17 protein-coding genes and 3 pseudogenes are annotated in these 23904 nt (G+C 69.0%); 13 read left to right on the top strand and 7 right to left on the bottom strand.

Annotated features, from left to right (window positions below; genetic code table 11):
• Window positions 1–5: 5 nt before the first annotated feature.
• Both L2X99_RS12720 and L2X99_RS12715 read right to left on the bottom strand, forming a co-directional pair.
• On the bottom strand, window positions 6–1238 hold the full coding sequence (locus tag L2X99_RS12720) for an amidohydrolase (protein ID WP_236126416.1): 1233 nt from the start codon (window positions 1236–1238) through the stop codon (window positions 6–8).
• Window positions 1239–1285: 47 nt separating this feature from the next.
• Window positions 1286–1927 (bottom strand): TetR/AcrR family transcriptional regulator, encoded by a 642-nt coding sequence (locus L2X99_RS12715; protein WP_236126417.1) that lies wholly within the window; start codon window positions 1925–1927, stop codon window positions 1286–1288.
• 159 nt (window positions 1928–2086) lie between these two features.
• Here L2X99_RS12715 and L2X99_RS12710 point away from each other — a divergent pair, with 159 nt between their 5' ends.
• The 7 genes and pseudogenes from L2X99_RS12710 to L2X99_RS12680 all read left to right on the top strand — a co-directional run bounded on the left by L2X99_RS12710 (window position 2087) and on the right by L2X99_RS12680 (window position 11353).
• Window positions 2087–3766, top strand: a complete 1680-nt coding sequence (locus L2X99_RS12710) for an ABC transporter substrate-binding protein (RefSeq protein ID WP_236126418.1) — start codon at window positions 2087–2089, stop codon at window positions 3764–3766.
• A gap of 79 nt (window positions 3767–3845) precedes the next feature.
• A pseudogene (locus tag L2X99_RS12705) lies at window positions 3846–4652 on the top strand (ABC transporter ATP-binding protein); the annotation flags it as partial.
• Between the two features lie 13 nt (window positions 4653–4665).
• Window positions 4666–5478 carry an ABC transporter ATP-binding protein gene (locus L2X99_RS12700; protein WP_236126419.1) on the top strand — a complete coding sequence of 271 codons (813 nt, stop codon included), beginning with the start codon at window positions 4666–4668 and terminating at the stop codon, window positions 5476–5478.
• 122 nt (window positions 5479–5600) lie between these two features.
• Window positions 5601–6595, top strand: a pseudogene (locus tag L2X99_RS12695) (ABC transporter permease).
• A gap of 2 nt (window positions 6596–6597) precedes the next feature.
• Window positions 6598–7674 carry an ABC transporter permease gene (locus tag L2X99_RS12690; protein WP_236126420.1) on the top strand — a complete coding sequence of 359 codons (1077 nt, stop codon included), beginning with the start codon at window positions 6598–6600 and terminating at the stop codon, window positions 7672–7674.
• Complete coding sequence (locus L2X99_RS12685) at window positions 7671–10004, top strand: glycoside hydrolase family 3 N-terminal domain-containing protein (protein ID WP_236135201.1); 2334 nt, start codon at window positions 7671–7673, stop codon at window positions 10002–10004. The genes L2X99_RS12690 and L2X99_RS12685 overlap by 4 nt, the downstream gene beginning before the upstream one ends.
• A 149-nt stretch (window positions 10005–10153) precedes the next feature.
• Window positions 10154–11353, top strand: coding sequence for an MFS transporter (locus L2X99_RS12680; protein WP_236126421.1), 1200 nt, complete (start codon window positions 10154–10156; stop codon window positions 11351–11353).
• A 27-nt stretch (window positions 11354–11380) separates the two neighbouring features.
• Here L2X99_RS12680 and L2X99_RS12675 read toward each other — a convergent pair whose 3' ends face one another.
• The 5 genes and pseudogenes from L2X99_RS12675 to L2X99_RS12660 all read right to left on the bottom strand — a co-directional run bounded on the left by L2X99_RS12675 (window position 11381) and on the right by L2X99_RS12660 (window position 16222).
• Window positions 11381–12409 carry a LacI family DNA-binding transcriptional regulator gene (locus tag L2X99_RS12675; protein ID WP_236135200.1) on the bottom strand — a complete coding sequence of 343 codons (1029 nt, stop codon included), beginning with the start codon at window positions 12407–12409 and terminating at the stop codon, window positions 11381–11383.
• A gap of 100 nt (window positions 12410–12509) precedes the next feature.
• Window positions 12510–14167 (bottom strand): annotated as a pseudogene (locus L2X99_RS12670) (glycoside hydrolase family 13 protein).
• A gap of 82 nt (window positions 14168–14249) precedes the next feature.
• Complete coding sequence (locus L2X99_RS12665) at window positions 14250–15077, bottom strand: ribonuclease H family protein (RefSeq protein ID WP_236126423.1); 828 nt, start codon at window positions 15075–15077, stop codon at window positions 14250–14252.
• Between the two features lie 234 nt (window positions 15078–15311).
• Window positions 15312–15491 carry an NAD(P)-dependent oxidoreductase gene (locus L2X99_RS18380; protein WP_329608183.1) on the bottom strand — a complete coding sequence of 60 codons (180 nt, stop codon included), beginning with the start codon at window positions 15489–15491 and terminating at the stop codon, window positions 15312–15314.
• Window positions 15492–15532: 41 nt separating this feature from the next.
• Window positions 15533–16222, bottom strand: a complete 690-nt coding sequence (locus L2X99_RS12660; RefSeq protein ID WP_329608016.1) for an NAD(P)-dependent oxidoreductase — start codon at window positions 16220–16222, stop codon at window positions 15533–15535.
• Window positions 16223–16340: 118 nt separating this feature from the next.
• Here L2X99_RS12660 and L2X99_RS12655 point away from each other — a divergent pair, with 118 nt between their 5' ends.
• The 6 genes from L2X99_RS12655 to L2X99_RS12630 all read left to right on the top strand — a co-directional run bounded on the left by L2X99_RS12655 (window position 16341) and on the right by L2X99_RS12630 (window position 23792).
• Window positions 16341–17663: an ABC transporter substrate-binding protein gene (locus L2X99_RS12655; protein ID WP_236126424.1), complete on the top strand. Its 1323-nt coding sequence runs from the start codon at window positions 16341–16343 to the stop codon at window positions 17661–17663.
• Window positions 17664–17690: 27 nt separating this feature from the next.
• The gene (locus L2X99_RS12650) at window positions 17691–18626 is read left to right on the top strand and encodes a carbohydrate ABC transporter permease (RefSeq protein WP_236126425.1); all 936 of its coding nucleotides are present in this window, start codon (window positions 17691–17693) and stop codon (window positions 18624–18626) included.
• Window positions 18623–19564, top strand: a complete 942-nt coding sequence (locus L2X99_RS12645; RefSeq protein ID WP_236126426.1) for a carbohydrate ABC transporter permease — start codon at window positions 18623–18625, stop codon at window positions 19562–19564. Before L2X99_RS12650 ends, L2X99_RS12645 begins: the two co-directional genes overlap by 4 nt.
• The gene (locus L2X99_RS12640; protein WP_236126427.1) at window positions 19561–21336 is read left to right on the top strand and encodes an amylo-alpha-1,6-glucosidase; all 1776 of its coding nucleotides are present in this window, start codon (window positions 19561–19563) and stop codon (window positions 21334–21336) included. The genes L2X99_RS12645 and L2X99_RS12640 overlap by 4 nt, the downstream gene beginning before the upstream one ends.
• 169 nt (window positions 21337–21505) lie before the next feature.
• Window positions 21506–22822, top strand: a complete 1317-nt coding sequence (locus L2X99_RS12635; protein ID WP_236135199.1) for an ABC transporter substrate-binding protein — start codon at window positions 21506–21508, stop codon at window positions 22820–22822.
• A gap of 1 nt (window position 22823) precedes the next feature.
• The gene (locus L2X99_RS12630; protein ID WP_236126429.1) at window positions 22824–23792 is read left to right on the top strand and encodes a carbohydrate ABC transporter permease; all 969 of its coding nucleotides are present in this window, start codon (window positions 22824–22826) and stop codon (window positions 23790–23792) included.
• Window positions 23793–23904: the final 112 nt, after the last annotated feature.

Raw genomic sequence — 23904 nt, 5'->3', positions numbered from 1 at the left:
GCGGATCAGTCCAGGAACTCCCGGGCCGCGGCGACCATGGCCGCGACGCCGACCTCGATCGTCGGATGCATCTCGGGCGCGAAGAACGGCGAGTGGTTGGTCGGGATGTCCCGCTCCAGCGTTCCCGCCTCGGCGGCTGCGCGGAAGGTCGCCGCATCCGTGCCGCCCCAGAACCAGAACACCAGCGGCACGCCGGCATCCCGCGCGAACCATGAGACGTCCTCGCTGCCCGTGAACAGGCCGGGGTCGATGACGGATGCCTCGCCGAAGGCGGCCTGGAACGCACTGACGGCACGGGCCGTGGCATCCGCGTCGTTGATCGTCGCGGGCAGCGTGTGCAGCGTCTTGATCTCGGGCTCGCGCTCCGCGCCCGAGGCCTGCGCCTCGGCGCGCACCACGCGCTCGACCTTCTCGAGCACCTTCTCGCGCAGCGCCTCGTCGGGGTAGCGCAGGCTGAGCTGCAGCTTCGCCTCGGCGGGGATGATGTTGTTCTTCGTACCCGCGTGGAACGATCCCACCGTCACCACGGCGAGGTCGTGCGGGTCGACCTCGCGCGAGACGACGGTCTGCAGCCGCATCACCGCCGCGGACGCCATCACGATCGGATCGATGGTCGAGTGCGGTCGTGAGCCGTGCCCGCCGCGGCCGTGGAAGGTGACGGTCAGGCCGTCGGACGCCGACATCTGCGGGCCCGGGCGCACGCCGATGACGCCGGCGGGCAGCGGGGTGACGTGCTGGCCGAGCACGATGTCGGGACGCGGGAACCGGTCGAGGGCGCCGTCGTCGAGCATGGCCCTGGCTCCCGCGCCGTACTCCTCGGCGGGCTGGATGACGACGACGAGCGTACCGCTCCACTTGTCGCGATCGGCGACGAGCCGCTCCACGGCGCCGATCATCGCGGTGACGTGCATGTCGTGCCCGCAGGCGTGCATCACCGGCACGGTGTCGCCGTCGGGGTCGACGCCGGTCGCGGTGGAGGCGTAGGACAGACCGGTGTCCTCCTCGACCGGCAGCGCGTCCATGTCCGCCCGCGCCCAGACGACCGGACCTCGGGTCCCTGAGCCGGTCGAAGGGTTGGCGAGCACGCCGATCACGCCGGTGACGCCGATGTTCTCGTGCACCTCCAGGCCCAGGTCGCGCAGGTGCCCGGCGGCGATGCCGGCGGTGCGGGTCTCCTGGAAGGACAGCTCGGGATGCCTGTGCAGATCGGTGTACAGCGCGTCGAGGTCGATCGTCATGAACCGAGCCTAGGGCCCTTCGACAGGCTCGGGGACCCAGGGAGAGGTCAGTGCTTGTAGGCGCCGAGGGCGGGACCGGGCTTCAGCACGCCGTTCACGATCGAGCGGATGGCGAACTCGCTGGCCTCGCCGAGGCCGATCGCCTTCGGGTCGAGCAGCCATTGCAGCTGCAGGCCGTCCATCACGGCCAGGATCGAGGCGGACGCCATCTCGATCGCGACCTCATCGGTCGCGCCCTCCTGGGTGCAGAGCGCCCGGAACGCGGCATCCACGTCGTCTCGCAGGTTCTGGTAGCGCTTCTCGAAATACTCCCGCGCCGGATGCCCCTCGGTGACGGACTCCGCGGAGAGCACGGTGAACACCTGCACGATGCCGGGACGCTGCGCGTTGAGGAAGGCGGTGCGCACCAGGTGCAGGAACAGGTCGGGGCCGCCGGGGATGTGCTTCTCGGCGAGCCCTTCGACGTCGGTGCGATCGCGGTACTCGAGCACCTCGAGCAGCAGGTTCTCCTTCGACCCGAAGTGGTGCAGCACGCCGGCATGGGTCATGCCGACCTGCTGGGCGATGTCGGCGAGGGTGCCGTTGGCCGAGCCCTTCGTGCCGAAGGTCTCGACGGCGGCCTTCAGGATGTCGACGCGCTTGCGCGCGCGCTCCGTCTCGCGGCGGGTGCGGGTGCTCTCTTTGGTCACGTTCCGGTCACACCTCCTCGTTCGACGCCGTCCGGCACTTGCGCGTTCAGCTTACTGATGAGTAATCTCACGCTAACTTACTTTCCCGTAAGTAAGTGAAAAGCCGGATGCCCCCGCACCGGTGACCTACAGCACAACGGACAGTGCCAAGGAGATGCAATGAAGCTCAGGAAGACCCTGATCGCGGTGTCCGCGATCGCCGCCCTCAGTGCCATGGCGCTGACCGGATGCTCGTCGGGCGGTGGTTCGGACGACAAGAGCACCGGCGCCTCGCCCGCGCTCACCGTCGCCAAGCCGGACGGATCCGGCGTCCTGTCGACGCAGATCAACAACCCGTTCATCGGCACCGGCTCGGGCATGTCGCTCGGCTACGACCGCATGATCTATGAACCGCTCGCGATGGTGAACCCGGTCGGCAAGAACGAGACCACGCCGTGGCTGGCCGAGAAGGTGGAGTGGAACAGTGACTACACCCAGCTCACCGTCACCCCGCGCAAGGATGTGAAGTGGAACGACGGCGAGCCCTTCACCGCCGATGACATCGTCTTCACGTTCAACCTCATCAAGAACACGCCTGCGCTCGACCTGGGCGGTCTGAAGCTGGCCGACATCAAGAAGGACGGCGACGACGTCGTCATGACCTTCAGCGAGTCGAAGTTCGTCAAGCAGGGCGACGTGCTGCAGATCAGCATCGTGCCCGAGCACCAGTGGAAGGACATCGCCGACCCGTCGAAGGACGCGGTCAAGGACGCCATCGGCACCGGTCCCTACACGATCAAGACCTTCTCGTCGCAGGGTGTCGTGCTCGACGCGCGCAAGGACTACTGGGGCGGCGACGTGCCGGTTCCGCAGCTGAAGTACCTGGAGTACAACGACAACACCGGCCTGCTCCGGGCGCTGCAGAGCGGCGAGACCGACTGGGCGCAGATCTTCATCACCGACTACCAGACCAACTACGTCGACAAGGACCCGAAGCACAACGTGTTCTGGGGCGCCAACGTGCTCAGCCCCGACATGGTGCTGGTCAACACCACCAAGGCGCCGTTCAACGACGTCGCGTTCCGCAAGGCCGTGAACATGGTGGTCGACCGCAAGGCGCATGCCGAGAAGGCACGCAGCAACGCCGGCCCCGAGCTGACCAACGTCACCGGCATCCCTCAGCCGACCGGCGACCAGTACATCGCTCCGGAGTACAAGGACCAGACCTTCACCATCGATGTCGACGGTGCCAAGCAGGTGCTCACCGACGCCGGGTACACCTGGAAGGGCGACGCGCTGATGGACCCGTCCGGCAAGCCGGTCTCGTTCACGCTGCAGGACCCGCAGGGCTGGAACGACTACGTCACCGGCATCCAGCTGGTGGCCACCCAGATCAAGAAGACCCTCGGCGCCGACGCCAAGGTCGCCACGCCCGACGCCGACACCTGGTTCGCCAACATGGCGACGGGCAACTTCGACGCCGCGCTGCACTGGTCGGGCTCCGGCTCCAACCCGTGGCACATCTACGACGACGTCATGAACGGGGCGTACCTCGAGCAGGCCGTCGACGGCAAGGTGTCGGACAACTTCGGGCGCTACAACAACCCCGAGGCGACCGCGCTGCTGAAGGAGTACCAGCAGGCATCGGATGACGCGACCCGCACCGACGCGCTCAACAAGATCCAGAAGATCTTCGTCGAGGACGTTCCGGCCATTCCGATCGGCACCCACCCGCAGCTGGCGCAGTACAACACCCGGAACTACACGGGCTGGCCGAGCGAGGACGACCAGTACGCCACGGCCGACCCGACTCAGCCGTCGGCGGTCCAGGTGCTGATGAAGCTGAAGCCCGTCAAGTAGTCGCCCCTTCGACAGGCTCAGGGACCCACTCGGCTGGGTCGCTGAGCCTGTCGAAGCGAAGCAACGAAGGACTCTTCCCATGACAGAATCCCTCCTCTCCGTGCGCGACTTCTCGGTCGTGTACGACGTGGATCCGCCCGTCCGCGCGGTCTCGAACGTCACCCTCGACATCCGGCGCGGCGAGATCGTCGGCCTCGCCGGCGAGAGCGGCAGCGGCAAGACCACGCTCGCCTACGGCGTGCAGCGGCTGCTGAAGCCGCCGGCCGTCATCACCAGCGGTGACGTCGTCTTCCATGACGAGAGCGGCGAGCACATCGACCTGCACGCCCTCGACGCCGAGCAGATGCGCCGGTTCCGCTGGGACCGCATCTCGATGGTGTTCCAAGGAGCGATGAACGCGCTCAACCCCGTCGCGACGATCGGCTCCCAGCTGGACGACGTGTTCGTGATCCACCGCCCGGGGATGAACCGGAAGGAGCGCCGCGCGGCCGTCGACGAGCTGCTCGAGATCGTGAAGGTCGGCAGGCAGCGGGCTCGCTCGTACCCGCACGAGCTGTCCGGCGGCATGCGCCAGCGCGTGATGATCGCGATGGCGCTCGCGCTGCGCCCCCAGCTGATGGTCATGGACGAGCCGACCACGGCCCTGGACGTGCTGGTGCAGCGCGAGATCCTCAAACAGATCTCGCAGCTGCGGCACGAGTTCGGGTTCTCCGTGATCTTCATCACCCACGATCTGCCCCTGCTGCTCGAGATCAGCGACCGGATCGCGATCATGCGCGAGGGCGAGATCGTCGAGCTCGCCGAGGCCAGGGAGATCTGGACGAACCCGCAGCACGAGTACACCCGCAGCCTGCTGCGCTCGTTCCCGCGCCTGACGGGAGAGAGGGAGTGGTGGTCCGATGACGACCCTCGAGTTCACCAACGTGACGAAGATCTACAACGTCCGCGGATCGGGCCAGATCAAGGCTCTCGACGACGTCAGCTTCACGCTGCGCTCGCGTCAGACCATCGGCCTCGTCGGTCAGTCCGGCAGCGGCAAATCGACCATCGCGAAGATCCTCACGCAGCTGGAGGTCCCGACCAGCGGTGAGGTGCTCCTCGACGGCAAGCCCATCCCGCGCGGCGGGAAGGGGCTGCGCAGATACCGGCAGCAGCTGCGCATGGTGTTCCAGGACCCGTTCGCGTCACTGAATCCCTACCACTCGATCCGGCACCACATCGAGCGACCGCTGCGGCTGGACAGGGTCGTCCCGCGCCAGGAGGTCGACGACGAGGTGCGACGTCTGCTGGAGCGCGTGCGCCTGGACCCGGACGCCGTCATGGAGCGGCGGCCCCACGAACTGTCCGGCGGCCAGCGTCAGCGCGTCGCGATCGCCCGTGCCCTGGCGTCCCGCCCCGCACTTCTCGTCGCGGATGAGCCGGTGTCGATGCTCGACGTCTCGATCCGTCTCGGCGTGCTGAACCTGCTCGCCGACCTGCAGCGCGAGGAAGGACTCGGGGTGCTCTACATCACGCACGATCTCGCCACCGCGCGGCACTTCAGCGACGAGATCATGGTGCTCAACCAGGGCAGGGTCGTCGAGCACGGCGCGGCCGACGACGTCATCCTGCATCCGCGCGACCCGTACACCCGCGAGCTGCGCGCGGCCTCGCCCGACCCGGAGGAGTTCTTCCGAACCCCGTCCGCACAGACGACAGGAGGCGCGCGATGAGCACCGACACCACGACGCCCACCAGCCGGAGCCCGCAGGACGAGACGCCCGCGCAGGCCGCGCTCGCCGCCGTCGACCCGACGCTGGTCGGCACGACCGCGACCACGGCCGAGCGACGCGGAGTGCGCGTGCCGTGGCGGTTCATCGGCGGGCGTGTCGCGTTCTACCTGTTCACCGCGTGGGCGGCGATCACGATCAACTTCTTCATCCCCCGGATGATGAAGGGAGACGCGGTCACCGCGTACATGGCCCGCAGCCAGGGCCAGCTGCAGCCCGAGGCCGAGAAGGCGCTGCGCGCCCTGTTCGGCGTCGACAGCTCTGTGCCCCTCTGGCAGCAGTACTTCGACTACTGGGGAATGCTGCTGCGCGGCGATCTCGGGGTGTCGATCTCGACCGGCATGGCGCCGGTCGGCGATGCGATCGCGGCCGCGCTGCCCTGGACGCTCGGACTCGTCGGAGTGGCCACGATCATCTCGTTCGTGGTCGGCACCGTGCTCGGTGCGATCGTCGGCTGGCGTCGCGGCGGGCGACTGGACGTCCTCATCCCGGTGACGACGTTCTTCGGCACCGTGCCCTACTTCTGGCTCGGACTGATCTTCATCGCGATCTTCTCGACGGTGCTCGGCTGGTTCCCGGCGGGCACGCCTACGAGGTCGGCGTGGAGCCGGGCTGGAACGCCGAGTTCATCTCCGAGGTCGTCTCGCATGCCGCGCTCCCGGTGCTCACGATCGTGATCGCCTCGATCGGCGGCTGGCTGCTGGGCATGCGCAACATGATGCTCACCGTGCTCGACGAGGACTACATCACGGTCGCCCAGGCCAAGGGCATGCCGAACAACCGGGTGCTCTGGCGGTACGCCGCGCGCAACGCGGTGCTCCCGCAGATCCAGAGCTTCGCCCTGGCGCTCGGGTTCATCGTCGGCGGCACGATCGTGATGGAGATGGTGTTCTCCTATCCCGGCATCGGCCTGCTGCTGCTCAGCGCGACGAACGCGAAGGACTACGCGCTGATGCAGGGCATCTTCCTGGTGCTCGTCCTGGCCGTGCTGGTCGCCAACATCCTGGCCGACATCGTCTACGCGATCCTCGATCCCCGAACCCGCCAGACGGAGGCCTGACCATGAACGCTCCTGCAGACAACACGTCCTCGGCGGCCGTGCCGCCCGCCGGTGTGGGCACTCCCGAGACCGCGGTGGTGCTCACCGCCGACCATCCGGCCCCGAGGAAGAAGACGTTCTGGACCCAGCTGTCGGCCTCGATGGCGATGTTCAGCAACCGCAAGTCCGCGGCCGGACTCATCATCTTCGGGATCTTCACGCTGGTCGCGATCTTCGCCCCCTTGATCGCGCCCTACGACCCGACCGCCCAGAACCTGGACGCGACGCTGCAGCCGCCGTCCTTCCAGCATCTGATGGGCACCACGCACATCGGTGAGGACGTCTTCAGTCAGCTCATCTACGGAACCCAGGGCGTGCTCGTCGTCGGCTTCCTCGCGACGATCCTGGCGACCGTCCTCGCGGTCGTCGTCGGCGTGACCGCCGGCTACCTGCGCGGATGGAAGAGCGAGGCGCTGTCGGCGCTCTCGAACGTGTTCCTCGTGCTGCCCGCCCTGCCGCTGATGATCATCATCGCCTCGCAGTTCGAGGATCCGCCGCTCTACCTCATCGCCATCGTGCTCGGCCTCACCGGCTGGGCCTGGGGCGCGCGGGTGCTGCGCGCGCAGACGATGTCGCTGCGCAACCGCGACTTCGTGCAGGCGGCGCGCGCCAACGGCGAGCCCCTGCACCGCATCATCCTCGTCGAGATGCTGCCGAACCTCATGGCGCTGATCGCGTCGAGCTTCGTCGGCACGATGACGGCGGCCGTGCTCGGCCTGACCACCCTCGCGTTCATCGGCGTCATCCCGGTGTCGAACCTGAACTGGGGCACCATCCTGTTCTGGGCGCAGCAGAACAGCGCGTTCCCGGACTACTGGTGGTGGTACGTGCCGGCCGGTCTGTGCATCTCGCTGCTGGGAGTCGGCCTCGCACTGATCAACTTCGGCATCGACGAGTACGTCAACCCGCGGCTGCGGTCGGCGGGCGAGCGCGCCCGTGCCATGAAGAAGAAGGGGCTGAACGTCAACGACGCCGTCACCGCCGTCCGGTCGGAGCCGGATGCCACCGCGCCAGCCGCAGAACAGAACGTGAAGAGATGACGACCCAGACCGAGACCCTGCCCTACCAGGATGCATCGCTGACCACCGCCGAGCGGGTCGAGGACCTGCTCGCCCGGATGACCCTCGAGGAGAAAGTCGGGCAGATGCTGCAGCTCGACGCCCGCGAGGACCTCATCGACTCGGTGCACCACAGGCACGCGGGATCGATCCTGCACACCTCGCCGGAGCGCATCCTGGAGGCGAACCGGCTGACCGGGCAGACCCGGCTGCGCATCCCGCTGCTGGTGGCCGAGGACTGCATCCACGGGCACTCGTTCTGGCCGGGCGCCACGATCTATCCGACGCAGCTCGGCATGGCGGCGTCCTGGGACGCCGATCTGCTGGAGCGGGTCGCCAGGGCGACCGCCGAGGAGGTCGCCGCGACCGGCATCCACTGGACCTTCTCGCCGGTGCTGTGCATCGCGCGCGACCTGCGCTGGGGACGCGTGGACGAGACGTTCGGCGAGGACCCGTTCCTGATCGGCGAGCTGGCCAGCGCGATGGTGCGCGGGTACCAGGGCGAGGGCCTCGACGACCGCACCGCGATCCTCGCGACCGCGAAGCACTTCGCCGGCTACTCCGAGACGCAGGGAGGGCGGGATGCCAGCGAGGCCGACATCTCGCAGCGCAAGCTGCGCTCGTGGTTCCTGCCGCCCTTCGAGCGGGTTGCCCGCGAGGGCTGCCGCACGTTCATGCTCGGCTACCAGACCACCGACGGCGTGCCGATCACGGTCAACGACTGGCTGCTGAACGACGTGCTGCGCGGCGAGTGGGGTTACACGGGCACGCTCGTGACCGACTGGGACAACGTCGGCCGGATGGTGTGGGAGCAGCGCGTGCAGCCCGACTACGCGCACGCCGCCGCCGCGGCGGTGAAGGCCGGCAACGACATGGCGATGACCACGCCGCACTTCTTCGAGGGGGCGCTCGAGGCGGTGGAGAAGGGGATGCTGGCGGCGGACGCCTTCGACGCGGCCGTCGCGCGCATCCTCACGCTGAAGTTCGACCTGGGGCTGTTCGAGGACCCGCGGCTGCCGTCGGACGAGCTCGGCGCCGTCGTGGGCAGCGGCGCGCACAGCGACCTGAACCTCGAGGTGGCGCGGCGTTCGCTGGTGCTGCTCGAGAACGACGGGACGCTGCCGTTGGGCGCTGCGGGTTTTCCCACTCCCGAAACTGCAAGCCCGCGCCGAGACGGGGGCGCAGCACCCGGGTCTCGGCGCGGTGGTGCAGTTTCGCTGAGCGATCTCGACCCGATCCGGGTCGCCGTCGTCGGCCCGCTCGCCGACGACGCGCAGAACCAGCTCGGCGACTGGGCCGGCGGATCCGGCCAGGCCGGATGGCTGGACGGGCAGCCGCGCGAGATGATCACCACGGTGCTCGACGGCCTTCGCGACGTCGAGGGATACGCCGTGCGATACGCGCAGGGCGCCGAGATCCTCACCTTCGAGGACGACCCGCTCGGCGCGACCTTCCCCGATGGACAGCCCCGCCCGCCGGTGGTGGTGCCCGCGGCATCCGATGAGCGCCTGCTCGGCGACGCGGTCCGGGCCGCGAACGCCGCCGACGTGATCGTCGCCGTCGTCGGCGACCGGATCGAGCTCGTCGGCGAGGGGCGCTCGACCGCGACGCTCGAGCTCGTCGGCGGGCAGAACGCGCTGCTCGACGCGATGATCGCCACGGGCAAGCCGGTCGTGATCGTGCTGCTCGCCTCCAAGCCGCTCGTGCTGCCGGCATCCGCCGCGCAGGCGGCCGCGGTGATCTGGGCGGCGAACCCGGGGATGCACGGCGGCCGCGCGGTCGCCGAGCTGATCTCGGGAGCGATCGAGCCCTCGGGCCGCCTGCCGATCTCGTTCGCGCGGCACGTCGGTCAGCAGCCGACGTACTACAACCAGATCCGCGGGCAGCACGGTCACCGCTACGCCGACCTGACCCAGTCGCCCGCGTGGGCGTTCGGCGAGGGCCTGTCGTACACGACCGTGGAGTACTCGGGGCTCGGGCTGGTGTCGTCGTCGGTCGGCCGGGACGACACTCTGGTGGCGGAGGTCACCGTCGCGAACACCGGCTCGCGGCCGGTGCGCGAGACCGTGCAGGTCTACGTGCGCGACGAGGTCACGAGCGTGAGCTGGACCGACAAGGAGCTGAAGACCTACCGCCAGGTCTCGCTCGAGCCCGGCGAGTCGCAGCGGGTGCGCATCGAGGTGCCCGTGGCGGACTGCTCGATCGTGGATGCCCGGGGGCGACGTGTCGTCGAACCCGGCGACTTCGAGCTGCTGGTGGGTCCCTCGTCGCGCGAGGAGGTCCTGCTGCGGGCCGGCTTCACGGTGCGCTGACTCCCCTCCTTGCTCCGGTCCCAACGGTTGCGGGTGTTTCGGTCCCGCACCCGCATCGAGTGAGACCGGAGCGGTGGTGGGCACGCCCTTCCGCGGACGAAGCCACCAGCGCAAGCGCCGACGTCGGAGGATGCTGGTTTGATAGTTCGGTGCACTCACTAACTCGCGACGCCGGGCGCGCCGCAGGCCTCGGCGCTCTGCTCTGGCTGTTCCTCGCCAACTTCTCGATGGGGATCGATGGCTACGTCCTGACCGGTCTGCTGCCGCAGATCGCCGGCGATCTGCGCGTCTCCGAGGCCGCCGCGGGACAGCTGATGAGCGTGTTCGCATTCACCAGCGCCATTGCCGGCCCCGTGCTCGGCGCCCTCACCGGCCGGTTCGAGCGCAGGGGCACCATCGCGATCTCGCTCGCCGTGTTCGTGGTCGGCAACGTGATCGTCGGCATCGCGCCCGACTTCGCCTGGGCGATGGCCGGCCGGATGATCTCGTCGATCGGCGGGGCGCTGCTGAGCGCGGTCGTCGCCGCCTACGTCATCGCGATCGCTCCGCCGGAGCGCCGCGGGTGGGCGCTGTCGATCGTGATGGGCGGCTTCCTCGCCGCCACCGCCCTCGGCGTGCCCGTCGGGCTGCTCCTCGGTGAGGCGAACTGGCGCATCCCGCTGTTCATCGTCGCCGGCATCGGCACGGTCGCGCTGATCGGCATCCTCGCCTTCGTTCCCAAACTGCATCTGCCCTCGCTGCCGCTGCGCGAGACGCTGCAGCCGCTCACCCGCGGACCGATCCTGACTGCGCTGCTGGTGCCGACCGGACTGATGGCAGCCAGCTACCTGTGCTTCACCTACGCTGCGCTGATCATCGGCCCGCGCACGGGGCTGGGCCTGGCGATGGTCGGCGTGCTGTTCGGCTACGGAGTGTTCAGCTTCTTCGGCAACATGATCGCGGGCCGGTCGATCGACCGCCACGGCCCCGACCCCGTCATCACGATCATCATCATCGCGCTGATCGGGTTCATGCTCCTCGGCACCGCGGGCCTCGCTCTGACCGGCGTCTGGGGTGTCGTCTCGATCCTGGTCTGGTTCTTCGGCACCGCCACGTTCAACGGAGGATCGGGTGTCTCGCTGCAGTCGCGACTCGCGATGCTGGCGCCGGACTCGGTCGCCCTGGTGGTCGCGCTGAACACCAGCGCCATGATGCTCGGCTCGGCGATCGGCAGCGCGACCGGCGGCGCGGCGCTCGCCGCGGGCCTGCCGGCGGACATGCTCATCCCGCTGGCATCCGTGTTCCTGACGATGTCGCTCACCGTGCACCTGATCCTGATGCGCCGCGGCGACAAGCGCCCGGTGCTCTGAGGGCGGTGTCCCTCTGGTCGCGGCGGCTCAGCGCCGGGACGAGGTGCGCGGATGCTGCAGAGCCGTCGTGCCGCGCACGATGAGCTCGAAGGGCAGCGCGGTCTGCGGCGCGGGCGCGGCGTCGTCCTCGAGTCGGGCCAGCACGGCGGTCGCAGCCCGCTCGCCCTGGCCCAGCGGGAACTGGTCGACCGTGGTGAGCTGGAAGAACTCGCCCAGCTCGTGCCCGTCGATGCCGATCACCGAGAGGTCCTCCGGCACGCGGAAGCCCAGGTCGCGCGCGGCCAGGATGGCGCCGATCGCCATCTCGTCGGATGCCGCGAAGATCGCGGTGGGTCGGGGACCGGGCCGCCCGAGCAGCTGTTTCGCAGCACGGAAGCCGCCGTCGACGGTGAAGTCCGCGGGTTCGAGGAACGCGTGGTTGACCGGCACCCCGGCATCCTCCAGCGCCTGCTCGAATCCGAGCCGGCGCTGGCTGGGCACGTGGAAGTCGAGGTCGAACTCCGGGTTCGCCCCGATGTGCGCGATGTCGCGGTGCCCGAGGCCCAGCAGGTGCTCGGTCGCGAGCCGCGCCATCGCCGTGTCATCGACGGTGAGCGTGTTCAGCTGCGGGTTCGGACCGCCGATCGCGATCACCGGAAGGCCGAGCGCGAGCAGCTGCGCCGACTCGTCGTCGTCGAGCTCGATCGACACAGCGATCACCGCATCGACCCGCTGGCGCCGCAGCGCCGTGTGGAACACCTCGCGCCGCACCGCGGCATCCGCCGTGATGTTGTACAGCGTGATGTCGTACCCCTGCTTCATCAGCGCTGACGAGACTCCGGACAGCACGGTCGCGAAGAACCAGCGGTCGAGGTACGGCACGATCACGCCGATGTTGCGCGTGCGTCCGGATGCCAGGCTCGAGGCGCGCGACGAGACGACGTAGCCGAGCTGCTCGGCGGCCTCCTGCACGCGCTCGCGCGCCGCGGCCGACACGTGGCCGCGTCCGCTGAGCGCGCGCGACACGGTCGCCGTGGAGACGCCCGCCAGCTTGGCGACCTCGTCGATACTCGTCATCGTCGTCGTTCCTTCCTGAGCTTTGCGAGACTGCAAGCCCGCGCCGAGACTGTGGCGTTGCCGCCCCGGCTCGGCGCGGGCCTGCAGTCTCGAGACGGGGTCAGGCCCTCGTGAACCAGGCGGTCGTGTTCGGGGGCAGGGCGGTTCCGGCGAACGGCTCGCTCTGCACCAGGAAGGTCACGTCGTCGCCGAGCTCCACCGGTACCGTGCCCATGTTGGCCACGACGTGGATGCCGCCTCGGCGGAACGCCACGGTGTTCGCGCCCGCATCCTCCCAGACCAGCGAGCCCCACCCGAGGGTGTGCTCGCGGCGCAGCTCGATGAGGCGCTTGTAGAGGTTGAGGGTCGAGCCGGCGTCGCCCTCCTCGGCGTCGCGCGCGAAGCGCGCCCACTCGTCGGGCTGCGGCAGCCAGGAGTCTCCGGTGTCGTTGAAGCCGTAGGCCGGTGCATCCGCCGTCCACGGCAGCGGAACGCGGCATCCGTCGCGGCCGTAGCGCTCGCCGTGCGTGCGGAACCAGGTGGGGTCCTGCCGGAACTCGTCGGGGATCTCCATCGCCTCGGGCAGGCCGAGCTCCTCGCCCTGGTACAGGTAGGCCGAGCCGGGCAGCGACAGCATGAGCGCGGTCGCCGCGCGGCCGCGCGACAGGCCGACGACCGGATCGGGCTTGCCCGCCGACTTCGGCCCGATGCCCTCGCCCTGCGGGTTGTCCGCCGTCAGCGCGAGGCGCGAGGCGTGCCGCACCACGTCGTGGTTCGAGAGAACCCAGGTGCTCGGCGCGCCGACGCCGCCGAACTCGTCGAGCGACTCGCGGATGACGGCGCGCAGCGCCGCAGCATCCCACGGCGTCATCAGGTACGGGAAGTTGAAGGTCTGGTGCATCTCGTCGGGGCGCACCCAGAGCGAGGTCTGCTTGAGCGTGGGCAGCCATGCCTCGCCGCACAGGGCCCGGTCACCGTCGTACTCGGCCATGACCTTGTGCCAGTCGCGGTAGATGTCGTGCACGCCGTTCTGCCCCCAGTACGGCACGTTCTCCTCGCCGCCGCCCATCGAGTCGGCGTCGGCCACGGGGCGTAGTCGGGAAGACCGGCCTCCTTGATCATGCCGTGCGCCACGTCGACGCGGAAGCCGTCGACGCCGCGGTCCAGCCAGAAGCGCAGGATGCTGCGGAACTCCTCCCGCACCTCCTCGTTGGTCCAGTCGAAGTCGGGCTGCGTGGCGTCGAAGATGTGCAGGTACCACTGGCCGGGGGTGCCGTCGGCCTCGGTGACGCGCTCCCACATGCCCCCGCCGAACACGGACTCCCAGTTGTTCGGCGGTTCGTCGCCGCCGGGGCCGCGCCCGTCGCGGAAGACGTAGCGCGCGCGCTCGGGGCTGCCCGGAGCGGCCCTCAGCGCCTCCTGGAACCAGACGTGCTGGTCGGACGAGTGGTTCGGCACGAGGTCGACGATGACCCGGATGCCACGGGCATGCGCCTGCGCGAGCATCTCGTCGAAGTCGGCGAGCGTGCCGAAGAGCGGGTCGACGTCGCGGTAGTCGGCCACGTCGTACCCGGCGTCGCGCTGCGGGCTCGTCATGAACGGGCTCAGCCAGATGGCGTCGACGCCGAGCTGCTCGAGCGCGTCGAGCCGGCTGGTGATGCCGGGCAGGTCGCCGATGCCGTCACCGGACGCGTCCGCGAAGGAGCGGGGGTAGATCTGGTAGATGACGGCGCTGCGCCACCATTCGGAACCGGGGGCGGCGATCTGCTCGAGGGTCATGAGCACCAGGGTACTGCAAACGCTTACAGTCGCGCCAGGGCTGGGTTCGAATCGATTCGGCTGCCGCCGCGCGGCCACTCGATCAGATCAGGCGGCGCAGGGCCTCCTCGAGCGACACGCCCTGCGCATCGGCACGGTCGCGCAGACGCGCGTGCTCCTCCGCCGAGAGGGTCACACGCAGCTCGATGGGCGAGGCCGCGGGGCCGAGGTCGAGCGCCTCGAGCAGATCGGATGCCTCGGCCCAGAGCTGCGGCGCGACGGCGGGAGCGGTGGCGGCGGCTGCGCGTGAGGTGGCGGATGTGCCAGATCCGGCCGGCCCGCGGGAATCGGATGCGCCGGACGCGGAGGTCCCGCGGGACCGGACGGCGGCGTCGCGTTCCGGGGTCCGCGCGGACGCGGGAGCCGCGACGGGGGCGGACGCGGCTGCCGCCGCTCCGGCGCCGGTCGCCATCGTGAAGCCGGGTCCGCGGCGCGGCTCCTGCTTCTGCTGATACGCCTTGGCCGCGGCGTTCGCGCGCTCGTCGGCGGCCTCGTTCAGATCGTGGCCGGCGTGCCCCTTGACCCATTCGAAGCGCACGTCACGCCCCGCCATCTCCTCGTCGAGGGCCTCCATGAGGTCGCGATTGAGCACCGCGCCGCCGTCGGCTTTGCGCCATCCGCGGCGCTTCCAGCCCGGCATCCACTTGGTGATCGAGTCGATGACGTACTTGCTGTCGCAGAGGATGCGCAGGTCTTCGTCCGTGCCGGCGGTCGCGCGCAGCAGCTCGAGCACCGCCTGCAGCTCGCCCTGATTGTTGGTGCCGTGCGGAGAGCCGCCGGCCGCCCAGTTCGCGTCGTCGATGTACCAGGCCCAGCCGTTCGGGCCGGGGTTGCCCAGGGCGGAGCCGTCTGCGGCGGCGGTGATCGTCATCCTTCAACCGTAATGGCGGGCGGCGACCCGTTCCGCGCCGGCCCGCGTGCCCACCTGTGCTCAGGTCGCAGTTGGTCACGGTGTGGGGCGGGGAGGTCGCTGCTCAGGTCGCAGTTCGTCCCGGAATGCGGGCGGGAGAGCGTGACGAAGTGCGACCTGGGCGTGTGAGTCGGCCGATGACTGTGGCGAACTGCCGCCGGCCCGGCACCGCTCAGGCGCCGGCGATCACCACGTTCAGAGGGGCTCGCCGGCCAGCATCCGCTCGATCTGCGTGCGCACCAGGCGCGCCATGCGCGGATTCATCGCCGTCGACGCGCCGCCGACGTGCGGGCTGACGACCAGACCAGGCGCCGACCAGAGCGGATGCCCGGTGGGCAGCGGCTCCGGCTCGAAGACGTCGAGGGCGGCGCGCAGCCGACCGCTCTGCAGCTCGGCGAGCAGGGCGTCCGGGTCGATCAGCGGCCGCGGCCGACGTTCACCAGCAGGGCGCCGTCGGCCATCCGGCCCAGCACGCCGGAGTCGAACAGGTGGTTGGTCGCGTCACCGCCGGGCAGTGAGAGCACGACGATCTCGGCCTCTGGCAGCAGGGCGGACAGCTCCTCGATGCCGTGCACGACGATCTCGCCGACGCCGTCCACCTGCTCCACGCGCGCGCTGCGCGCGACGGCGGTCATCTCCACCTCGAACGGCGCCAGTCGTCTCGCGATTCCGGTGCCCACGCCGCCGAACCCGACCAGCAGCACGCGACGGTCGGCGAGGCTCTCGGCGAAGACCGGCGACCACTCGCCGCGGTCCTGCGCGCGCACGAAGCGGGGGAACTGCCGCTGGGCGACGAGCATCAGGGTGACTGCGAGCTCGGCGGTCGAGGTCTCGTGCACCGAGGCGGCATTCGCGAACGGCATCCCGTCCGGCAGTCGCTCGGCGACGCCGTCGTAGCCGATCGACTGGCTCTGCACGAGTCCGACATCCAGTCCCTGCAGCGCCGACAGCGACCCGGTCGCGCCCATGTAGGGCGGCACCACGATGTCGAGGCGGGATGCCGGCGGAGGTGTCGTGAAGTCCCAGACGTGCAGTTCGACCCCATCGGGCAGGCTGCCGATGTTCGTGGCGAGGCGGGCGGTGGGCACGGTCACGACAAGGGTCATGCACCCGAGATTAGTCCGCGACCCTTGACAATAACTGCGTTTTGTATACAGAATACGGATGCAGTCACAACCCCGGGCACCCGACCGGAACCCTTCCAAGGACGAAAGAGGTAGAGCGTTGGCAATCTCACGTGCAACGATCAGAAAGTCCCTCGCCCTCGGCGCGATCCTCGCGCTCGGCGCGGGTCTGGCCGCCTGCAGCGGCGGCAACTCCGGCGGCGGCAGCGTCGACGCGAACGGCAAGGCGACCGTCGTCTGGTCGACCTGGGGCTCGGCGGACGAGCTCAGCCGCTACAAGGACTTCAACAAGGAGTTCATGAAGCGGCACCCCGACATCACCGTCAAGCTGCAGCCCGTTGCGGGCTACGGCGACTACCACTCCAAGCTGCTCGCCCAGCTCACCAGCAACACCGCACCCGACGTCTTCTACGTCGGCGACGACATGGTCGGGCAGTTCGTCGACTCGAAGCGCCTCATGCCGCTGAAGAAGCTCATGGAGTCGGACGCCAGCGAGACCAAGCCAGATGACTTCTTCCCCGGCCTGTTCGGCGCCGCCGAGAAGGACGGCGAGTACTACGCCGCCCCGAACGACTCCAACCCGGACGTGCTCTGGTACGACAAGGAGGCTCTCAAGGCCGCCGGCGTGACCGACGACCCGGCGACCCTGGCCGAGAACGGCGAGTGGACCACAGACAAGTACCTCGAGATGAACCAGAAGCTCCACGACAAGGGGCTCATCGGCTCGATGTTCTGGAACTACTGGGCGACGCACTGGAGCTGGCTGTCGTCGCAGGGTGCGGAGGAGCCCTACAACGAGGCCGGCGAGTTCACAGCGAACAAGGACGACCAGACCGTCGACCTGATGGCGCAGCTGGGCGACCTGTTCCAGAGCAAGACGTTCGTCGTCGCCGACACCATGCCGGAGACGGCCGGCGCGGACAGCCAGTTCGTCACCCACAAGGCGGGCTTCTTCGTGCAGGGCCGCTACACGATCGGATCGCTCGAGGGCGCCGACGTGAAGAACGACTCGTACGACATCGTGCGCTGGCCCACCCCCGACGGCGAGCCCGCGCCCACCGGCGTCGCGACGAGCTTCCTCGCGATCAACGGCAAGACCAAGGTCAAGGATGCCGCGTTCACGTTCTGGACCGAGTTCCTGAGTGCCGAGGGGCAGACCTTCCGCCTGCAGGGCGGCGGCAACGCCGTGCCGTCGATCAAGGGCGCCGACGACGTCGTGCTCGAGGACGACTATCCGGCGCACGCCCAGACCTTCCTCGACATGCGCGACATCGGCTTCGAGGACTACCCGGCCGAGGCCCGCATCCCCGGCCTGCCGGTGGCGATCGCCGAGGAGTTCCAGAAGCTCTACGAGGGCAAGGAAGACGCGCAGACGGCGCTGGACAAGGCTGCCGACCTGGTGAAGAAGCGTTCGGCCAAGTGACATGTCCGCTGTTCTGACCGACGGGGGATGCCGCAGGCCACGCCTGCGGCATCCGCCCCTGTGGCGCGCAAGGAGGCGGCCTGGCGCCGCCGCGACCGACGATGGGGGTACGTCTTCGTCGGTCCTCAGCTGATCGGCATGTTCCTGTTCGTGGTCGTCCCGTTCGCGGCGAGCCTCGTGCTCGCGTTCTCGAAGTGGGACGGGTTGAGCGACCTGGAATGGGTCGGATTCGAGAACTTCACCTCGCAGTTCCAGGACGAGCTGCTCTGGCGCTCGATCCTGAACACCCTGATCATCGCGGCCGTCACCGTGCCGATCGGCCTCGGTCTCGCGGTGATCGTCGCGGTCGCGCTGGAGAAGCTGAAGACCCGCACCCTCTATCTGATGCTGTTCTTCGCCCCGGTGATGACCTCCACGGTCGCCATCGCGATGATCTGGCAGCAGATGTTCCGTTCCGACGGCGTGATGTCGGCGTTCATTGCGAAGGTGTTCGGCATCGCGCCGCCGGCCTGGCTGGAAGACCCCAAGCTCGCCCTGATCGCGGTGTGCATCGTCGCGATCTGGTCGTCGCTGGGGCTGAACGTGATCATCTTCCTGGCGGGGCTGCAGAACATCTCGCCCTCGGTCATCGAGGCGGCGCGCATCGACGGATCGGGTGCCTGGCGGCTGTTCTGGAGCATCCGTCTGCCGCTGCTCTCGCCGATCATGTTCTTCTCGTCGGTGATCGCGTTCATCTCGTCGCTGCAGACGTTCGACATCGTCTACGTGCTGGTCTCCGGCGGCGGCCCCGACAACGCCACCCGCACGATCGTGTACCACATCTACGATCTGGGCTTCGGGCGCTTCGAGTTCGGGCCGTCGAGCGCGGCATCCATCATCCTGCTGATCCTGACCCTGATCATCACCGCGATCCAGTTCGGCGCGCAGAAGAAGTTCGTGCACTACGAGGACGACCCCGAATGAGCACCACGACCCCCAGCCTCACCGACGGCTCGCTGCTTCCGGCGACCGACTCGACCGTCGCGCTGATCGCCCCGGGCAGGAAGCAGCGCCGGCGCCCCACCGGCGGCGCCAGGCGCCGTGGCGGCAGCGTCGTGCTGCACATCCTGCTGATCGTCGCAGGCCTGTCGATGGTCTTCCCGTTCATCTGGATGGTTCTGACATCGTTCAAGACGCTGCCGCAGCTGCTGAAGGACCCGCTGTCCTTCTTCCCCAGCCCGTGGACCAGCCAGAACTACGTCGATGCGTGGAACGCGGTGCCGTTCGGGCAGGCGTACCTGAACAGCGCGTACATCACGATCCTGGTCGTCGTCGGCACCCTGATCACCGCGTCGATGGCCGGATACGCGTTCGCCCGCATCCGGTTCAAGGGCAGCAAGGCGCTGTTCATCATCTTCCTCGCGACGCAGATGATCCCCTCGCAGGTCACGCTGATCCCGTTCTATCTGCTGATGTCGCAGTTCGGATGGGTGGACTCGCACCTCGCACTGATCGTGCCGGGCATGATCGCCAATCCGTTCGCCGTGTTCCTGATGAGGCAGTTCGTGCTCGGGCTGCCGAGGGAGCTCGAGGAGGCCGCCCTGGTCGACGGCGCCGGACGCTGGCGCATCTTCTGGAGCATCGTGCTGCCGAACCTGAAGCCGGGCCTCGCCGCCCTCGCGATCATCACGGCCCTCGGCGTCTGGAACGCGTTCCTGTTCCCGCTGGTGCTGCTGAACTCGCCGGACCTGTTCACCGTGCCGCTGCTGCTGACCTCGTTCCAGAGCCAGTTCGGCTCGATCAACTACGGGCTCGTGATGGCGGCATCCGCGATCGCGACGGTGCCGATGCTGATCGTGTTCGTGATCGGCCAGCGCAAGATCCTGAACAGCATGGCCGCCTCGGGACTGGGAGGACGATGAGCCTCGCCGCCCTGGCAGGTCGCCGTCTCGACCTGATCACCGCCCCGTTCACCCTGCCGGAGTCGCGGGTGCTCGTCTTCCGGGACGAGGATGCCGCAGACGGCACGCTCCGCGTGCACACCTCCGAGTACGAGCGCCGGCTGGACGACTGCCGCGTGCTCGACGGCCTCGCGGTGCTGGATGCCGCCGGCCGGGTCCTTCCGGTGGCTGACGTGCTCCCGCACCGCATCGCCTTCGGCGACGCACCGGTCGTTGAGCGAGCGAAGCGAGACGAAACGCCTTCGGGTGACGTGGACGCGTTTCGTCACTTCGACTCGCTTCGCTCGCTCAGTACGGCGCTCGGTCGCTCCGCTCCCTCGCTCAACGACCCGGTCAGTGCGGCGTCGCTGACCTTTGACGGGCCGGGCGCGCTGAGCCTGTCCGGCTCGGCGGGTACCCGCGTGCGCCTCGCGTTCCCGGACGGACGGGTCGAGGAGCATCCGCTCGAAGCCGGCATCCGGCTGGGGGTCGTCGCCGACCGGTCCGTGACCGTGTCACACGGCGACCACGCCGCGGCGCTCGCCGCGTGCGAGGCGCGGTGGGATGCCTGGTTCGCGAAGTGCCCGGTCGTCCGCGACGACCTGCAGCAGATGGCGGCGTTCTGCTGGTGGGTGCTCGGCGCGAACATCGTGTCGCTGCCCGCCCTCGGCGACGCCCGAGGCGTCGTACCCTCGAAGATCGGCTATGTCGGGGTGTGGCAGTGGGACGCGTACTTCATCGCGGTCGGCCTGCGGCACGGCGATCCCGAACTCGCGCGGGAGCAGCTCGAGATCGCGTTCCGGTTCCCGAGCGCCGACGGGCAGCTGCCCGACGTCGTGCACGAGCTCGGCGTGCTGGCCTCCAGCGACGACCTGCCCGAAGGCGATCGGGCGAAGCTGCGCCGCACCGGCTCGGCGGTGGCGGACCCGAGCGCACCGGTGCCGCTGACGAAGCCGCCGCTCGCGGCCTGGGCGCTGCGCAAGGTGCTCGAGGCGGAGGACGCCCCGGACTGGGCGCGCACGCAGCTCGCCACGATCATCCGCTCGCAGGACTGGTGGTTCACCGGCTCCGATCTCGACGGCGACGGGATGCCGGAGTACGGGCATCCGTACTCGTCGGGTCTCGACGACAGCCCGATCTTCGACGGGCCGATCCCGACCGCTGCGCCCGACCTCGGGGCGTACCTGGTGCGCCAGGACCGTGAGATCGCCGATCTGCTGTCGCGCTACGAGCCGGATGCCGCGACGGGGCGCTTCCTCGAGCGCGCAGCGCGCACCGAGCGCCTGCTGCACGGCATGTGGGATGAGGGGCTCGGTCGTTTCCTCGCGTTCGGCGACGGCCGGCGCATCGACAGCGACACGGTGGTGGGGCTCATGCCGCTGCTCACCGGAACGCTCCCGGGAGGCATCCGCGATGCGCTGCTCGCCGCGGTCGACGACCCCGCGCGCTTCGCGCTGGAGTGGGGGCTGCCCACCGTCGCGGCATCCGATCCCGACTTCTCGCCGGAGCGGATGTGGCGCGGCCCGATCTGGATCAACACCAGCGCCCTCGTGGCCGAGGGCCTGGAGGCATCCGGCCACCCGGAGCGCGCCCGCGCGCTGCGCGAGCAGACCGTTCGGCTGGTCGTGCACGGCGGCGGGCCGCACGAGTACTACAACCCGTTCACGGGCTTCAAGGCCGAGCGCGCGACGACGGCCTTCGGCTGGTCGGCGGCGCTGTTCCTCGACCTGGCGGTGATGCTCAGCCGGGACTGACCTGTCTCTCGACGCCCCTCCCTGTTGGCCGAGACCCCTCCGCAGTCACGTCGCTGCGGAGGGGTCTCGGCATTCTGGAGGGGTCTCGGCAGATGGAGAGCGGGGTCTGGTGGCCACGTCAACATCCGTGTACTGTATGCAATATCCAATTCATGACGAGGAGGTCAGGATGAAGCGACGCGGAATTCTTGCGGTGGCGATCACGGCGACGGCGGCCATGGCCCTGTCCGGATGCGCCTTCGGCGGCGGTGCCCCCGCAGGCGAAGGGGACGCCCTGAAGAAGGACGGCGGCGCCACCGGCGAGATCACCATCTGGTCCTGGGATGTCGCCGCCACGGCGCTCAAGCGCCTCGGCGCCGACTACGAGAAGGACCACGAGGGCGTCACGATCAAGGTCGTCGACATCGGCTACGACAACGCCTACGACAAGATCTCGGTCGGGCTGCAGGCGGGCACCGGACTTCCCGACATGATCACGCTCGAGACCGACAAGAACCAGAGTTACATCACCCAGTTCCCGAAGGGCTTCGCCGACCTCTCGCCGGTGTTCGGCGACCAGAAGGCCGACTTCGACCCGTTCAAATGGGACACCGGCACCGACGACGACGGCAAGCTGCGCATGGCGCCGTGGGACTCCGGCACCGTCGGCCTGTTCTACCGCACCGACTACTTCGAGCAGGCCGGCATCGACCCGGCATCCGTCAAGACCTGGGACGACCTGGTCGCCGCGGGCGAGACCATCAAGGCGAAGACCGGCAAGACGCTGCTCACCGCCGACCTGTCGTCGGGCGGGCCGTTCTCGATGATGCTGCAGCAGCAGGGTCAGGGGCTGTTCGACGCCGACGGCGAGATCACCGTGAACACCTCCCAGGCCGTGCAGACCCTGACACTGCTGCAGAGCATGCAGCAGAAGGGGCTGATCAAGAACGCCAAGGGCTGGGACGCCAGCGTCACCAGCGCCAAGGACGGCGATTCGGCCGTCACCCCGGAGGCGGTCTGGTGGATCGGCACGCTCGAGGGGGAGGCCCCCGAGCTGTCCGGCAAGTACGCCGTGCGCGACCTCCCGGTGTTCGAGGACGGCGGTGCGCCGACGTCGAACAACGGCGGCTCCGGCCTGGCCATCCCCACTCAGGCGAAGAACCCGCAGCTGGCGGCCGACTTCATGGACTTCGTGCTCGCGAACAGCGACAACCAGGCGAGCATGATGAAGGAGGAGGGGCTGTTCCCCGCCTACCTGCCCGCGCTGCAGTCGGACTACTTCCAGCAGCCGAGCGAGTACTTCGGCGGACAGAAGGTGTTCCAGACCTTCGCCGAGCTCACGCCGCAGATCCCGTCGATCACGTTCACATCAGACCAGTCGGTCGCCGCCGACGCGGTCTCCAACGCGGTCGCGGCGGCCGTGCTGAACGGCGAGGACCCGAAGAAGGTGCTCGACGACGCGGCATCCCAGATCGCGAACTCCACCGGCCGGAAGATCGCCGGCTGACATGAGCGTCGCCAGTACGACCCGGAGCCGCGGTGCGAGCCGCCGCGGCTCCGAGGCCCCGCAGGATGCCGGCGGCCCTGAGCCCCGAGCATCCCGATCCGCCCGGCGGTTCGCCGCTCGGATGCACCGGCCCGGCATGTGGTTCGCCCTTCCCGCCGCCGCGCTGCTGGTGATCTTCTTCGCCTATCCGCTCGCCGTCTCGCTGCTGCAGAGCTTCTTCAAGACCTCGGGCGGTGTGTCGACGTTCGTCGGCATCGACCAGTACACCCGGATGCTCCGCGATCCGCTGGTGCTCAAGAGCCTGGGCAACGCGCTGCTGATCCTCGTGGTGCAGGTGCCGATCATGATCGCCCTCGCGGTCGGGCTCGCCTACCTGCTGAACCAGGCCTGGCTGCGGTTCCGGTCAGGCTTCCGGCTGATCACGTTCCTGCCCGCGATCACGACCCTGGTCGCCTACTCGGTCGTGTTCCGGGTGATCATGACCACCGACGGCGGCATGCTCAACCAGTTCCTCGCCCTGTTCGGCGCCGGGCCCATCGACTGGCTGAACAACGAGTGGTGGGCGCGCGTCGCCGTGATCGCCTCGATCACCTGGCGCTGGACCGGCTACAACATGGTCATCATCCTGGCCGGGCTGCAGTCCATCCCTGCCGAGCTGTACGAGGCGGCGCGCATCGACGGCGCCGGGCGCTGGCAGACCTTCTGGCACGTGGTCGTCCCGCAGCTGCGCCCGGTGCTGATCTTCACGACCGTCACCTCGACGATCGGCGCGCTGCAGCTGTTCGACGAGAACTTCATCCTCACCGGCGGCGGCCCGAACAACGCCACCCTCACCCCGGTGCTCTACCTCTACAAGATCGGCTTCCAGCAGTTCGACTTCGGGTACGCGAGCGCTCTGGCGTGGATGCTCGTCATCCTCACCGGCATCATCGCCGTGATCCAGTTCCGCATCATGAGGGAGAAGCCATGACCACGCAGCTGATCACGACCGGCCGCGAGCGACGCAGCGGGATGCCTGATCGCCGGCGCGGAGAGCCGCTGCTGCGGCGCATGGTGCTGCGCAGCCCCGTCTACCTCGTGCT

Origin of the sequence: Microbacterium sp. KUDC0406 (assembly GCF_021582875.1) — a bacterium.
Classification (GTDB): domain Bacteria; phylum Actinomycetota; class Actinomycetes; order Actinomycetales; family Microbacteriaceae; genus Microbacterium.
Note: the sequence above shows the minus strand (reverse complement) of the source record. Positions and strands in the feature narration are given on the sequence as shown.